14 protein-coding genes and 2 pseudogenes are annotated in these 13231 nt (G+C 71.1%); 12 read left to right on the top strand and 4 right to left on the bottom strand.

Features of this window, described 5'->3' with window-relative positions; translation table 11 throughout:
• The first annotated feature begins 204 nt into the window (after positions 1 to 204).
• The gene (locus PV342_RS09090) at positions 205 to 714 is read left to right on the top strand and encodes a carbohydrate-binding protein (RefSeq protein ID WP_400809217.1); all 510 of its coding nucleotides are present in this window, start codon (positions 205 to 207) and stop codon (positions 712 to 714) included.
• Between the two features lie 124 nt (positions 715 to 838).
• Here PV342_RS09090 and PV342_RS09085 read toward each other — a convergent pair whose 3' ends face one another.
• Positions 839 to 1693 carry an RNA polymerase sigma factor SigF gene (locus PV342_RS09085; protein ID WP_400809215.1) on the bottom strand — a complete coding sequence of 285 codons (855 nt, stop codon included), beginning with the start codon at positions 1691 to 1693 and terminating at the stop codon, positions 839 to 841.
• A 176-nt stretch (positions 1694 to 1869) separates the two neighbouring features.
• On the opposite strand from PV342_RS09085, the gene PV342_RS09080 reads away from it, so the two are divergent.
• Entirely contained in the window at positions 1870 to 2043 is a 174-nt protein-coding gene (locus PV342_RS09080; protein ID WP_018561959.1) for a CsbD family protein, read from the top strand.
• A 67-nt stretch (positions 2044 to 2110) separates the two neighbouring features.
• Here PV342_RS09080 and PV342_RS09075 read toward each other — a convergent pair whose 3' ends face one another.
• Positions 2111 to 2803, bottom strand: a complete 693-nt coding sequence (locus PV342_RS09075) for an HAD family hydrolase (RefSeq protein ID WP_400809212.1) — start codon at positions 2801 to 2803, stop codon at positions 2111 to 2113.
• 243 nt (positions 2804 to 3046) lie between these two features.
• Between PV342_RS09075 and PV342_RS09070 the strand changes: the two genes are divergently transcribed.
• From PV342_RS09070 to PV342_RS09035, 8 genes and pseudogenes are all read left to right on the top strand, one after another.
• Positions 3047 to 3496: an SRPBCC family protein gene (locus PV342_RS09070; RefSeq protein WP_361012116.1), complete on the top strand. Its 450-nt coding sequence runs from the start codon at positions 3047 to 3049 to the stop codon at positions 3494 to 3496.
• Positions 3497 to 3730: 234 nt separating this feature from the next.
• Positions 3731 to 4201, top strand: a pseudogene (locus PV342_RS09065) (alpha/beta fold hydrolase); the annotation flags it as partial.
• 182 nt (positions 4202 to 4383) lie between these two features.
• Complete coding sequence (locus PV342_RS09060) at positions 4384 to 4551, top strand: DUF5670 family protein (RefSeq protein WP_018561957.1); 168 nt, start codon at positions 4384 to 4386, stop codon at positions 4549 to 4551.
• 836 nt (positions 4552 to 5387) lie between these two features.
• Positions 5388 to 6263, top strand: a complete 876-nt coding sequence (locus PV342_RS09055; protein WP_400809208.1) for an alpha/beta fold hydrolase — start codon at positions 5388 to 5390, stop codon at positions 6261 to 6263.
• Positions 6264 to 7240: 977 nt separating this feature from the next.
• Positions 7241 to 8329: a hypothetical protein gene (locus tag PV342_RS09050; RefSeq protein WP_400809205.1), complete on the top strand. Its 1089-nt coding sequence runs from the start codon at positions 7241 to 7243 to the stop codon at positions 8327 to 8329.
• Between the two features lie 113 nt (positions 8330 to 8442).
• Entirely contained in the window at positions 8443 to 8928 is a 486-nt protein-coding gene (locus tag PV342_RS09045) for a DUF2975 domain-containing protein (RefSeq protein WP_018561950.1), read from the top strand.
• A complete protein-coding gene (locus PV342_RS09040) occupies positions 8928 to 9152 on the top strand; it encodes a helix-turn-helix domain-containing protein (RefSeq protein WP_018561949.1) in 225 nt (74 codons plus the stop codon). Before PV342_RS09045 ends, PV342_RS09040 begins: the two co-directional genes overlap by 1 nt.
• A 230-nt stretch (positions 9153 to 9382) precedes the next feature.
• Complete coding sequence (locus PV342_RS09035; RefSeq protein ID WP_018561948.1) at positions 9383 to 9586, top strand: cold-shock protein; 204 nt, start codon at positions 9383 to 9385, stop codon at positions 9584 to 9586.
• A 217-nt stretch (positions 9587 to 9803) separates the two neighbouring features.
• On the opposite strand, the gene PV342_RS09030 is transcribed toward PV342_RS09035, so the two are convergent.
• Entirely contained in the window at positions 9804 to 10712 is a 909-nt protein-coding gene (locus PV342_RS09030; RefSeq protein WP_400809200.1) for a hypothetical protein, read from the bottom strand.
• A 149-nt stretch (positions 10713 to 10861) separates the two neighbouring features.
• Between PV342_RS09030 and PV342_RS09025 the strand changes: the two are divergent.
• Positions 10862 to 11610: pseudogene (locus PV342_RS09025) on the top strand (transposase).
• Between the two features lie 63 nt (positions 11611 to 11673).
• Here the strand turns inward: PV342_RS09025 and PV342_RS09020 are convergent.
• Positions 11674 to 12426 carry an SDR family NAD(P)-dependent oxidoreductase gene (locus tag PV342_RS09020; protein ID WP_400809197.1) on the bottom strand — a complete coding sequence of 251 codons (753 nt, stop codon included), beginning with the start codon at positions 12424 to 12426 and terminating at the stop codon, positions 11674 to 11676.
• Positions 12427 to 12710: 284 nt separating this feature from the next.
• Between PV342_RS09020 and PV342_RS09015 the strand changes: the two genes are divergently transcribed.
• A complete protein-coding gene (locus PV342_RS09015) occupies positions 12711 to 13226 on the top strand; it encodes a hypothetical protein (protein WP_400809194.1) in 516 nt (171 codons plus the stop codon).
• Positions 13227 to 13231: the final 5 nt, after the last annotated feature.

Below are 13231 nucleotides of genomic sequence, written 5' to 3'. Positions count from 1 at the left end.
CCGGCCCCGCGGCGCCGGGAACGACCCCGCATGAAGCGTCGACCGGTCAGGACGGGCGCGGGGCTCACATGGATTATTCAGTGCGCGGACCCCGACGCGGTGTGCGGCGTACCCTGTCCCTTCCCACCGTCTTCCTCCTCTCCGGGCCATGAACAGAGCAACTATCCAAGGCCTCATCGGAGTTGCCGCGCCGCTCTGGTGGTGGTGGCCGGCGTCACCGGGTTCGCCGACGACCGTCCCGCGGCCGGCATCGGCCTGGCCGCCGGCCGGAGCGGGAACGGCACCTCGTACATCTTCGGAGGCCCGGGACGGTCCGGGAGCACGGCCGCCGTCCGCGCCTACCGGGACCTGCTCGACCACGGCTCGAACGCCAAGATCCTCACCGTCGCGCACCGGGGCCAGTGGCGGTACGCCGGAGGTGAGTGGCTGACGTACGACGTGGACGTCCCGCGCTCCGGTACGTACGCGCTGTCGGCCCGGGTGTCGTCGCCGTACACGCCCGCGGGCACCTACACCGTCTCCTTCGACGGCGGCGCCGAGAGCGAGCGGGTCGAGGTGCGGAACACCACGAGCCACAACAAGGAAGTGCTCCAGGCCAGTGGGGTGCGGCAGTTCCTCACCGCCGGCCACCACGTCCTGCGGATCAGCCTTCCGCAGGACGCCTACCAGAACTGGAACCTCGACTACCTCCAGCTCGAGCCGGTTCGCCGCTGACCCGCGCCCGGCCGGGCCCCGGGGAAGGGCCGGCCGGGACCGGTCGCCGGGTACGTCCGAAGTGAGCTGCCGGTGACGGGCGTCCGTCTCCTCCGTGCCGGATGGTCGCGCGGACCGGCGTCGGCTACTGGAGGGCCAGGGCCTGGCCGCGCAGACGGGTAAGGATCCGGGACAGGAGCCGCGACACCTGCATCTGCGAGATCCCCAACTGGGCGCCGATCTCCGCCTGCGTCATCTCGTGCCCGAACCGGAGGGAGAGGATCAGACGCTCCCGGTCGGTCAGCTGCCGGATGAGCGGCTTGACCGCCTCGATGTCCTCTATCCTGCCGAAGGCGCCGTCGTCGTAGCCCAGGCGCTCCGCCCACGCGGTCCCGCCGTCCTCGTCCTCTGTGGCCGGCGCGTCAAGGGAGGAGGCGGAATAGGCGTTGGCGGCGACCATCGCCTCCAGCACCTCGTCCTCGCTGATGCCCAGCCGGACCGAGAGCTCGACTACGGTCGGCGCCCTGCCCAGTTCGAGTTCCAGCGCGTCGGTGGCCTTGGCCACGTCCAGTCGCAATTCCTGCAGGCGCCTGGGCACGCGGACCGACCAGCTCGTATCACGGAAGAAGCGCTTCATCTCACCCACGACGGTGGGAACGGCGAACGTCACGAACTCCACGCCGTAGTCGGGATCGAACCGGTCGACCGCTTTGATCAGGCCGATCGTCCCCACTTGCAGGATGTCCTCCATCTGGTCCGCGCGCTGGGAGAACCGGCGGGCCACGAAATGGACCAGTGAGGTGTTCATCTCGATGAGCGTGTTGCGCACGTACTGGTAGTCCGCAGTGCCCTCTTCGAGGGCCTGCAGCCGGGTGAACATCGCCTTGGAGACCTGCCGGATCTCGAGCGGCGTCATGCTGCCCACCGTCTCGGGCGGCACCATCGCGGAGCCCGATTCCCGCTCCGTCCTGACACTCTCGCCGGCCACTGCGATCCCCATGTCAGCAACCCTCCACGTAGCTACGTTCACCAGCGCCTTCGGCGCACCGGCCCGCCTACCCTCGCTGGACCCGGTCACTCCACATCTGCGTGCCGCGGCCTTCGGGTGTTTGGGACACCGCCCAGCGGTCAGACGTAGCCACGGAAAATGATCTCGATGGCAGGAAGGTGATCAGCATGGCCGCGGACGAGAAGGCCAAGGCGAAGACCGAGCAGGCCGTCGGCAAGGCCAAGAAGACCGCCGGGGAGGCCGTGGGCAACGAGCGGCTGACCGCCGAGGGTCGCATGGAGCAGGCCAAGGGCGACGCCCGCCAGGCCAAGGAGAAGATCAAGGACATCGGCCGGGACTGACCACCGGCATCCGGACGTGTGGGGCGGCCTATTCGGGGCTGCCCCACACGCGTGCCGAGACCGTGTACTACCGTGCTCCCCGCGCGCGTCCCGCCTCCCCATGGCGGCAGCCGTCGCGGAGCAGATAGGAAATGGCGTCGGTGACGCCGTCGACGGTGTGGTGCGGGGCCACAAAGCCCTCGGGCCACGAGCGTCCGCGAACCCAGATGGTGCGGATGCCCGCCTGGTGCCCGCCAGCGATGTCGGCAGAGGGGCTGTCGCCCGTCATCCATGCCTCGGCGGAGAAACACGTGTGGCAGCGTGCTGCCGCGAGAGCGAACAATCGGGCGTCGGGCTTGCGCACGTCGATGTCCCCGGACACCGCCACACCGTCCACGAGGTCGGCGAGCCCCGTCGCGCCGATCTTGGCGCGTTGCACGTCGGAGGCCCCGTTGGCGACGATTCCGATGCGCCACTCGTCCGCCCGCAGTCGCTCCAACCCCTGGAGGACCGCGGGGTCGCAGCTGACGGCGTTCGCCATCCGGTCGACGAACTCGCCCCACAACGGCCCCGCCCTGCAGTCCAGGGCGTACTCGTGGCGCAGCCGAACGAAGTCGCCGGCATTGGCGCGGTCGGCGAGTTCACTGAGCATCCAGGCTCTGATCTCGACACCGAAGCCGTGCTCCAGACACAAAGCGGTCACCGCGTCGATGAAGGACGTCCGTCGGCGAACGAGGGTGTCGTCGAGGTCGAACAGCGCCAGTGCGGGACGCGGGTCCATCTGCCCGCCTCCAGGATCGTCGGGCCTCGCGGAAAGGGAGACCATGGCGTGGGCGACATCGCACCCCGGGCGCATCGCCTCTCCAGTTCACCGTCCCACCTGCGGGCGGTGAGGGCCAACGCGTGGGTGCGTCCCGCGGGAATCCGTCCGGCGGCGTTTGCCCCCGCTCCGCTCGGGCAGGCGCGGGCCACGAGGCGAAGGACGCCGCATCCCGAAGCGGATGCCGACCCGAAAGGTGGGCACATGTCGACGGTTGAGGAGTCTGTCGAGGTCGCGGTGCCGGTCACGACGGCGTACAACCAGTGGACGCAGTTCGAGGAGTTCCCCCGGTTCATGGAGGGGGTGGAGCGGATCGAGCAGCGCACACCGACCCTGACGCACTGGGTCGCCAAGGTCGACGGCGTCAAGCGCGAGTTCGACGCCCGGATCAGCGAGCAGATCCCCGACGAGAGGGTCGCCTGGGCGACGGTCGGCGGTGACGTGCACCAGGCGGGGGTGGTCACCTTCCACCGCCTGGACGACCGGCACACCAAGGTGATGCTGCAACTCCGGCACGAGCCGCACGGCGTGGCCGAGACAGTGGCCGACAAGCTCGGCGTCGTCAGGCGCCAGGCCAAGGGCGACCTCAAGCGCTTCAAGGCGTACATCGAGGCCCGCGGCATGGAAAGCGGTTCCTGGCGCGGCGAGGTGTAGGGGACACTCCCGACCCGCAGGTCCCGGACGCCGATCGGCGTCCGGGACCTCGGCATGACGCGGCAAGTCAGCGATCGGTCGTTGTCTTGGCAACGACCTCGGGTCATGGGGCAACGTTGTGCGCCGTTGGTACGCATCGACAACGGCCGATCGCGCAGGGCGATCCCGAGGCTTCCGGTCATCCACTCCCGCTCGTAGAGGCCCAGTCCGCCCGCCGGGGGCGTTGCGCTCCCCCTGGCGCGAGGCTGGAAGGATGACCGGCAGGACATCCGTCAGAGGAACAACCTGACGGTCACCGGCACTCCTGACGGCCCGGTGGTGGTGCTCGCGCACGGATTCGGGTGCGACCAGAACATGTGGCGCCTGATCGTGCCGGCGCCGGCCGAGCGGTACCGGGTGGTGCTCTTCGACCACGTGGGTTCCGGTGGCTCGGACCTGTCGGCCTCGGACCAGGAAAGGTTCCTCGCCGCACGGCTGCACCCAGGACGTCGTCGAGGTCTGCCAGGAGTTCGACCTCGGGCAGGTAGTCCTCGTGGGGCACTTCTCAGCGCCATGGTGGGCGTCCCGGCGGCGCAGGCCGCTCCGAAGCGGGTGGGGGCGCTGGTGATGGCCGCACCGTCACCCTGCCACATCGACGACGGCACCTACCGGGGCGGCTTGACCGCGGCCGACGTCGACGAACTCCTGAGTTCCCTGGAGGCTTCTGTGCCACCGCCCCCGACATCGCTCTGGTCAGCTCCTGTTCCAGCTCAGGCCGCTCCGGGCTGCCCATGATCACGGGAGCCGTGGCGGACGACCAGCCGCGGTAGTTCGACGCCACATCCCCGCAGAAGGTCACGCATGGCGACGAGTTGCCGGGGCAGACGCGTGGTCAGGAGGTAAACACAATGGTCCCCTTGCTCTTGGTCCTGTTGCTGGCGCTGATCCTTTTCGGTGCGGGGTTCGCCCTCAAGGCGCTGTGGTGGATCGCCATCATCGTGCTGGTGGTATGGCTCCTCGGGTTCGTCTTCCGAGCCGCCGAAGGCGGCGGGCGCCGTCGTTGGTACCGATGGTGAGCTGATACCTCCCACCAGCCAGGGTGGGGTTCGCGATGCGGCCGCGAACCCCACCCTTCGCGCTGCCCGGCCGCGTTGCGGGTAGACGTACCGGAGGCGGCTCGCCGGTATCGCGTTCGGAATCAGCGCGGACCTCCCCGGCGAGCCGTCCCCCCGAGGCACTTCACCGCCGGCCCGGTTCCGGGCCCGGGGACGGCTGTTCGGTCGCCATGGCCACGGACCCTACTCGGCGGCCCGTTCCGGCCGGCGTCCCGCGACAGCACCGCGCGACACCGCATGAAGCTCGGGGACCGGACGCCCGCCCCACCGCCGTGGGGCGGGCGCCCGGCGGCTCCGATGGGGGCGGCCGCGGCCCACACGACGCGGACCCGACGGCCCCCGTGCCCGGGTGCAGGCCGACCGGGCACCGGCACGGACTTCCGGCTCCGGGCCGGCCTGCGTACGTTGAGACCGGACGGCTCACGGTTCTGTGACGGCCGCCGAGGTCGTCGGGCCCTGCGGCGGCGGTGTGAAGCGGGGCGCGGGACGGCGACCGCGCCCCGCGCCCGACCACGACACGGCTCCCGTAGTGCTCGGACAGTGTGCCCTTCGGTTTCCACGGGAACTGGATCGCCGACGACGAGATCGGTCCCAGCTGACCGGTCGGTCGCAGAGCGCAGGGGGACGGCTTCCGGTGGATTCCCCTGCGAAGGGAACAGGCACTCTCCGTGATGTGACCCAGCGCTCGCCGCACCGCGTTGCCTGCGGCGAGGACTCCGCACTAGATTCTCGGTAGATAGAACGTTCTTTCTGCATTCTGAGCCCGCCGCTGCGCCCGCATCACCGTTGGAGAATCGATGTCCCACCGCCGCCCCGTCCGCCGTGTCCGTCTCGCCGTCGTCGGCGCGGTAGGCCTCGCCCTGGCCGCCGGACTGGCCACGACCGCGTCCGCCACCCAGGACCGGCACACGAAGCCGGCGGGCAAGCCCGCGCCCAAGCCGACCGTCGTCCTCGTCCACGGCGCCTGGGCGGACTCCGCCGGCTGGACCGGTGTCGCCAAGCGCCTGCAGGCCGACGGGTACCCGGTCGCCGCCCCCGCGACCCCCCTGCGCGGCCTGGACAGCGACGCCGCCTACCTGGGCGACTACCTCAGGACGATCAAGGGTCCGGTGGTCCTGGTCGGCCACTCCTACGGCGGCGCCGTCATCACCGGTGCGGCCACCGGCAACGCCGACGTCAAGGCCCTCGTCTACGTCGCCGCATTCGCTCCCGACAAGGGCGAGAGCATCGCCGACCTGGTGGGCAGGTTCCCCGGCAGCCACCTCAGCGACGACCCGAACGCCCCCGTGCCGACCGCCCTGAACGCCGTCCCCTTCACGCAGGCGGACGGCGGCACCGGCGTCGACCTCTACATCAAGCCCGACAAGTTCCGCGACGTCTTCCTGAGCGACCGCGTCAGCAGGAGCAAGGCCGCCGTACTCGCCGCCACGCAGCGCCCCATCACCGCGCAGGCGGTCGGCGAGCCCTCCGCGGAGGCTCCGGCCTGGAAGACCATCCCCTCCTGGTACCTCGTCGCCCGCGGCGACCGGACGATACCCGCGGCGGCCGAGCGGTTCATGGCGGCGCGCGCCCACGCCCGCACCTCCGAGGCCGACGGCCCGCACGCCGTCCACGTGACCGACCCCGGGGTCGTGACGCGCCTCATCGAGGAGGCCGCGGCGGCCACGCGCTGACCCACCCGCTGTCCCGGTGTCCTTCCTATGGGGGAGGCCGGGCCGCGGAGGCCTGGACGCCTCGCGTGGCGCCCGAATCAGGCGGCGGCCACGAGCGCGGCGACGCAGTGCTCCAGGACGGCACGCGCGGCCCGGGCATCGCCCAGGTGGTCGGCCACCATCGCGCGTCCCGCATGGCCGCCATGGCGTCGGCCGACTGCGAGGGATCGGATCTCCCGAGCCGCCGGAAAGCCTCCCGCAGCACCTCGCGGAACCAGGCGCGGTGCCGCAGCACCGCCAGGTCGACCGGACTCTCGCGGTCCTCCCAGGGCCAGGTGCCATGTGTCCGGCGGCGTCGCGGAGTTCGGCTCCAGGCCTGGCACCGGCTCCAGCCGTCCCTCGCGCAGTTCGGACAGAAGGCGCTGGGCAGCGAGGGAAGGGTAGTTCCAGGTAGCCGCGATCGTCACCACCGAAGAAGGCGGGCCGCAGCGCCTCGCGCGGCTCCGCGTCGCGGGCAAGGCGCTCGGGCAGGTCGGGGGGGTTGGCGATGAGGTCGCGCCCGAAGCCCACGGCGTCGACGGTGCCGTTCTCGACGGCGCGCAGGGCCTCCTCGCGTCCGTAGCGGCCGGTCGCGATCAGGCGGCCCGGGTAGCGCCTGCGGGCCCAGGCGCTGGGGATGTCGTCGGCCGGCCGCCGCTCGGCGGTGTGGGCGTCGGCGATCTCCAGCAGCAGGCGTGCGCGGTTCTCGACGTCGCCTCGTGGGGGAGGGCGGAGCGGAGGTGTGACCGCCGCGCCCGACCCGAGCCGGAAGGTACTCCGGGGGTTGTCGCACGCGAGGCGGCGGGGCGGTGAACGGACGGAGGCGGGGGAGGGGCGGGAGGGGGCCGATGTCCCGCGGACGTCACGGAAGAGCAACCACCCCATCCGCGGGCCCGGAAGACGCTGGTGAGGGGCCACATCATGGAACCGGCGGAGTACGACAAGGGGGGTACGGCGCAATGGAGTTCACGGTCGGGCGCACGCTGCGAAGACGAGGGAAGCGGTGGACGTTCTGGGGGCTCGTCGTCCTGGCGGGCGCACTCGTCTGGCTGCTCGGGCCACGCGGCGGCGAAGTCATCGGCCCGGTGTCCGTGGGGGCCCTGGCCGTGGTGGCGGTCTGGCACGGGTGGAGGGACCTGCGTGATGCACGGCGGCCGTTCCGGCTGCGGATCGACGAGTTCGGGATCACCTTGCACGACGCTGAGCTGTCCTGGGAGCAGATCGACGCGGCAGCCCTGTGGCACTATGCCGCACCGGACAGTGAGAGCGCGGCGCCCGAGCCGCGGCTGGTGCTCTGGACGGCGCCGGGCGTGACACTGCCGCGCCGGCGCGACCGCACCGCGGACGCGCGGACCCGCTACACCCTGGTGAAGTGCGCGGACCTGGACCAGAGCGTCCGGGAGCTCACCGCCGCGCTCGCCGAGCACGGCGGCGCCCACTTCGAGACGGCGCCGCGCGCCGTGCGAGCGCCGATCCCGGTGGCCGTCGCGGGCCCCGGGCCCGGCGTGCCCGGCGGGGAGCGGGTCTTCACCGCCGACGACGGCGCCGGCCGCCGGACGGCCACCTGGGCGTTGTCGGCGCTGGCGTGCAGCGCGGTGTTCGGCTCGCTCGTGCTGTACCTGGTCCTCCACCCCGAGCGGGCCGACTACGACGCGGGGACCGGGATCCCCGTCACGGTGGCGTTGCTCGCGGCGATCGTCTGCTGGATTCAGACCGCTTCCTCTTATGTCCGACTGCGCAAGCCGCTTCGGCTGCGGATCGGGCCCAACGGCATCGGCATGCGCGAGGTGGCCGGTGAGGAGAGCTACTTCCGGTGGGCGCAGATAGCCACCGTCACGGTCGGCCCGCATCCGAGCGGCCTCGACCCCCGTCCCTGCCTGACGGTGTGGCCGCTGCCGGGCGCCTACGGGCAGGAGGAGCCCAGCCACCTGGTCGACGGCCACCGGGCCTACGTCCTGGACCGGGTGGACCGGCTGCCGGGCGGCGCGGAGGCGGTCGTGCCGGTGCTGCGGGCGTTCGCGGGGGAGCGGTACGCCGGGACGGCCTGACCTCCCCCGGTCGCGGTGGGGAACCGGCCGCCCAACCGCCCGCTGCTTCCGACCTTGCTTCACCTATCGAGATTCGATAGATTCCCATCGTAACTCGATGTAGGGATGGGGTCATGGGAAAGCTGACAGTGTGGGCGTTGCGCGCCGTCCTCGTGGTGGTGCTCGCCGGCACCGTGTTCGTTCAGGTGGGGATGGTGTGGGCGCTGGCGAACGACCCGGAGGACGGGTCGCTCCCGCTGACCCCGCTGCGCCTGGTCACGATCCTGGGCATGGTGTCGGCCCAGGTCGCCCTGGTCTGCGTATGGCGGCTGGTGACGATGGTGCGACGCGGCACCGTGTTCTCCCACGCCGCCTTCCGGTACGTGGACGTCGTGATCGGCGCGATCGTCACGGCCGCCCTCGTGTGGTTCGCGGTCACGGCCATCAACGCGCCCGGCCAGAGTGAAGACCCGGGCGTCACCGTCATCATGGCCGGCATCGGCGTGGCCATCCTGGGGGTCGCGCTCCTCGTGCTCGTGCTGCGGATGCTGCTCGCCCAGGCCGTCGCGCGCGACGTCGAGGCGTCGCAGCTGCGGGCCGAGCTGGACGAGGTGATCTGATGCCGATCGCCGTCGACATCGACGTGATGCTGGCCAGGCGGAAGATGTCCGTGGGCGAACTCGCGGACCGCGTCGGGATCACCCCCGCCAACCTGGCGGTGCTCAAGAACGGCCGCGCCAAGGCGGTGCGCTTCGCGACGCTCGCGGCGCTCTGCGAGGTCCTGGAGTGCCAGCCGGGCGACCTGCTGCGCTGGGAGAGCGAGGGCGGCACCGTGGAGGGATGACGTGCCCGAGGGCGGGCGTGAGGGTGCCTGGCGACCGCGATCGGCACCCCGCTGACGGGTCGCACCGGTGGCCCGGCCGCGGGCCACCGCCGGAACGACACGCGGGACGCGCCCGTAATCACTGGCGCTGGGGGTGGGTTATCGGGTAAGTAAAGCCGGGGCCCAGCAAAGGGGTCCGACGGCGCACCAGGCGGTGCGCCGGCATCAGCAGCATGTGAGGGACGAACACAGTGGCATCTGGCGTCGTGAAGTGGTTCAACTCGGAGAAGGGCTTCGGCTTCATCGCACAGGACGGGGGCGGGCCGGACGTCTTCGCCCACTACTCCAACATCTCGGGCAACGGCTACCGCGAGCTGCAGGAGGGTGAGCACGTCACGTTCGACGTGACCCAGGGGCAGAAGGGCCCGCAGGCGGAGAACATCGTCCGCGGCTGACCGACGCAAACGCAGGCGTGATCCCGCCGTCGCACCCAGCGGCGGCGGCTGCTTGCAGGCCCGAGGGCGGTACCGATCGCGATCGGTACCGCCCTCGGGGCCCTCGGGCCAGTGAGCCGCGGAACGGCGCACCGGGCGCGCAGCGGCCTTCCGTGGTCCCGGTCCTGCCCGGGACCGCCCATCGCCGGGAAGGACGCCCTTTCGCGGACGCCGGTGGTCAGCGCTGATCGCCGCTCGGCAGGTGGCGTGTTCGTGGTGGGGGAGTACCGGGCGGCGCGTCCGTGGGCCGTGGGGCGATCGCCCGGTCCGTGAGGTGCCGGGTCACCACCTGGGCCAGGATCCGGAACGCGGCCTGCACCTCCAGGTGGTCGAGGGCGCTCACGGCATCGCCCACCAGGTCGCCGGCGCCGGCCATGGTGGTCCAGCCCGTCGCGTCGCTGCCGAGGTCCACCGTGACCGTCTCGCCCGTCGGCACGGTCACCGTGAGCGTCACGGCGTCGGCGACGGCGTTCCGGCCGGAGTGCAGGAGGCCGCGACGCCGGAACTCGGCGGCCGCCGCGAGCTCCGTCCGGTCGGCGAGTGCGGCCAGTGCCTGATGGGCCTGGTGCGAGACGGTCTGCCCCCGCTCCGCGAGGTGGGGCAGGGTGTCCTTCGGATCCCACCCGGGCCCCTGGTCCGCCGGTGGGTCCAGCACGTCGGCGACGGCGCCCAGGGCCCCCGACGCGGCGAGCGCGGCGCGTGTGACGGGGTCGGCCGGATCGTGCGCGTAAGCCGGCCGCGTGACGGCGTCGGCGATCCGCGCGACCGCACGTACGGATTCCGCGTCGAGGGGTGCGCCCCGGCCCGTGAGGGGCCCGGTGTGGCGCTCGCCCCGCCTGCTCACATCGATGCCGCGCGCAAGGAGATCGGCGTAGACGGTGTCACGTGAGACCCGTGCCGCCCTGGCCAGTTCCATGACGCTCCGAGTGCCGGTACGCCACGCGTCGGCGACCAGGTCGGCGCGATCGGAGGCGATGCGTTCCCTGCGCTCGGCCCATCCGATGAGGGCGGACAGCGCGGTGACGCGCTCGGGCCCGGAACGCTCGGGGTGCTCGGAAAACTCGGCGTGCTCGGCGTGCTCGGTCATCCGCCGACCCCTATGTCGACTGACTCGACATGTCGAGTCAGTCGACAGCGGCTTTGCGGTCTCCTCCCAGACGCGCAGATACCGCTGGAGATGGGTGCCCTGCCCCAGCTGTTACTGTAACGTCTCAACCACGCTGCTCAGGGGCCTCGTTGGTCATCTATCCTGCCGCACTCGACCTGCCACATGCGCTCGTGGAGTGGGTCACCATGCTCATCGTCACCCGTGAGGGTGACCGGCGCTGCAAGCTCCGTCCGTCCCAGCGCGCGATAGTGGCACTGGTGTACCTGCGCGAGCACACCACCCTGGCGAAGGTCGCTGCCGGTTTCGGGATCAGCGAGTCCACCGCCCACGCCTACACCAGCGCGGTCATCGACCTCCTCGCCGACCGTCCACCGGGCCTGCTGAAGGTCCTATGCGAGCAGGATCCGGACTTCGTCCTCCTGGACGGCACGCTCGCCGAGTGCGACCGGGTCGGCGACGGACGGGCCGACTACTCCCACAAGCACCCCGGCACGGGGTGAACGTGCAGGTAGTCACCGATCCGGACGGCCGGCTGCTGTGGCTCTCGCCCGCGCTGCCGGGCCGCTCCCACGACCTGACCGCCGCCCGCACCCACCGGATCATCCGCATCTGCGAGCGCCAGGGCGTCCCCATCTTGGCCGATCTCGCCTACCAGGGCGGTGGCCCCTGGCTGACCACGGGCATCAAACGCAGGCCCCTGCGGGAACTCACCCCTACCGAGAAGACCGTCAACCGGGCTCTGGCCGCGGCACGGGCACCAGTCGAACGAGCCGTGGCCTGCCTGAAGTCCTGGCGGATCTTCCGCAGGTCCCGCTGCAGCCCCAACCGCATGACGTCAATCGCCAAAGCCATTCTCACCCTGGAGCGGCAACGCTGAAGAGCCTCACTGAGGGCGACTCGCGGGGCCTGCTTGGCGCCGAGGCGCCAAGCAGGCCCGTCCTCAGATGGCGAGGGCCCCGCCGTCAACGGGCAGGAGGACACCGTGGATGTGCGAGGCCTCTTCACTGGCGAGGAAGATCACAGCCGCGGCGGTATCCTGCACGCTGCCCGTACGCCTGTCCGGGTTGCTCTCGGCGAGCCGCTCCAGGAGGGCTCGGAGTTCTTCGTTCCCCTCCGTGATGGTGGGTCCGGGGGCGACGGTGTTGACCCGCACACCGTCGGCGGCCAGCTCCGCTGCCCACGACCTCGTCAGCGAGTGCAGAGCTGCCTTGCTGGCGCCGTACAGCGAGGTGAACTTGATTCCCTCTACGCCGCCGATCGAGCCCATGTTGATCACCGAGCCGCCGCCGTGCTCCACCATGCCGGGCACCAGGGCCGCCGTCAGAAGGAACGGGGCCTTGATGTTGACCTCCAGCACCTGGTCGATCTGTTCCTCGGTCGACTCTGTCATGGGGTGAGGCGGCACGAGAAAGGCCGCATTGTTGACCAGGACGTCGATCGGCCGGCCCGCCAGGGCCGTCGCCTCCTGTGCAAGGCGGCGAACCTCGGCGCCACCCGCAGAGAGGTCTGCCTCCACGAAGTGGGCGACGCCGCCCTCCGCGAGGATTCCGTCGACGACCTGAGCACCGCGCTCCGCGCCAAGTCCGGTCACGACGACGATGGCGCCCTCGCGGGCCATCGCCTCCGCAACACCGCGCCCGATTCCGCTCGTCGAGCCTGTTACCAGGGCAGCGCGCCCCTCGAGACGATTCATGTCAGTACCTCTGGTTCTTGCCTTGATGTCGATGGACGCGAGAGGGCTGGATCTCTCGCTGAACCCATCAAATTTGCTTGACGCAACAAATATATCGGGTGATTGCTCAAGCAAGTAGGGGGTCCGAACCGCCCCGAGGGCTCGTGGTGATCTCAAGATGACGGGTGTGACCTGGGGTTTCGTGCCTCCCAGGTAGTGGTTGGTCCCGTACGCGACGGGCGGGACGTGGCCGACCTCACCGTGGAGTCAGCGGTGGTTGCACCGGTCGATCCACTCGGGAGGAGGTGGCGCTCAACCTGGAAAAGCGTCTGGCAGGGCCAGCGGGGCCCCGGCGGCATGCTGTGGGCCCGCACGATGATGAAGTCGACCGACACCATCGAGTCGACGGCATGGGCCGCATCCGCCTTCGCCTGGTCGGGCTGCCTGTGCAGCAGCGCGTTGTGCAGCACATGTGGGTCGACGAGGTGCGCCCCGACCAGCGGACGAATCCAGTGCGGCGCGGGCGGACACTGTTTCGTGGGCGCTGGGACGATCACAGGTCCGCATCCGCCGGCCTGCCGCTGATCGAGAATCCTCAGCAGGGTGTTCCCCGTCTCGCCTCCGACCGTCATGACGACGTCCCACCACCGCCCGACTGGCAGCACCTGCGGCCCGTGCCCCTCAGCCGCGATCCAGGCACGGACCAGCTGGGCGAGCCGCCGGTCGAGCTCCGCTTCCCTCGAGGGAGAACCCGGCGCGTTCATGACGCGGTCGCCCGGCAGGCGCAGCCGCAGGCGGTCTTCACGACGGCGGGTTCGTAGGAGGG

Origin of the sequence: Streptomyces sp. PA03-3a (assembly GCF_033792735.1) — a bacterium.
Taxonomy (GTDB): domain Bacteria; phylum Actinomycetota; class Actinomycetes; order Streptomycetales; family Streptomycetaceae; genus Actinacidiphila.
Note: the sequence above shows the minus strand (reverse complement) of the source record. Positions and strands in the feature narration are given on the sequence as shown.

Coding starts and splice junctions, on each gene's coding strand:
- PV342_RS09085 (WP_400809215.1), bottom strand. CDS start 1,693: ATGGGGATCGCAGTGGCCGGCGAGAGTGTCAGGACGGAGCGGGAATCG.
- PV342_RS09080 (WP_018561959.1), top strand. CDS start 1,870: ATGGCCGCGGACGAGAAGGCCAAGGCGAAGACCGAGCAGGCCGTCGGC.
- PV342_RS09075 (WP_400809212.1), bottom strand. CDS start 2,803: ATGGACCCGCGTCCCGCACTGGCGCTGTTCGACCTCGACGACACCCTC.
- PV342_RS09070 (WP_361012116.1), top strand. CDS start 3,047: ATGTCGACGGTTGAGGAGTCTGTCGAGGTCGCGGTGCCGGTCACGACG.
- PV342_RS09060 (WP_018561957.1), top strand. CDS start 4,384: ATGGTCCCCTTGCTCTTGGTCCTGTTGCTGGCGCTGATCCTTTTCGGT.
- PV342_RS09055 (WP_400809208.1), top strand. CDS start 5,388: ATGTCCCACCGCCGCCCCGTCCGCCGTGTCCGTCTCGCCGTCGTCGGC.
- PV342_RS09050 (WP_400809205.1), top strand. CDS start 7,241: ATGGAGTTCACGGTCGGGCGCACGCTGCGAAGACGAGGGAAGCGGTGG.
- PV342_RS09045 (WP_018561950.1), top strand. CDS start 8,443: ATGGGAAAGCTGACAGTGTGGGCGTTGCGCGCCGTCCTCGTGGTGGTG.
- PV342_RS09040 (WP_018561949.1), top strand. CDS start 8,928: ATGCCGATCGCCGTCGACATCGACGTGATGCTGGCCAGGCGGAAGATG.
- PV342_RS09030 (WP_400809200.1), bottom strand. CDS start 10,712: ATGACCGAGCACGCCGAGCACGCCGAGTTTTCCGAGCACCCCGAGCGT.
- PV342_RS09020 (WP_400809197.1), bottom strand. CDS start 12,426: ATGAATCGTCTCGAGGGGCGCGCTGCCCTGGTAACAGGCTCGACGAGC.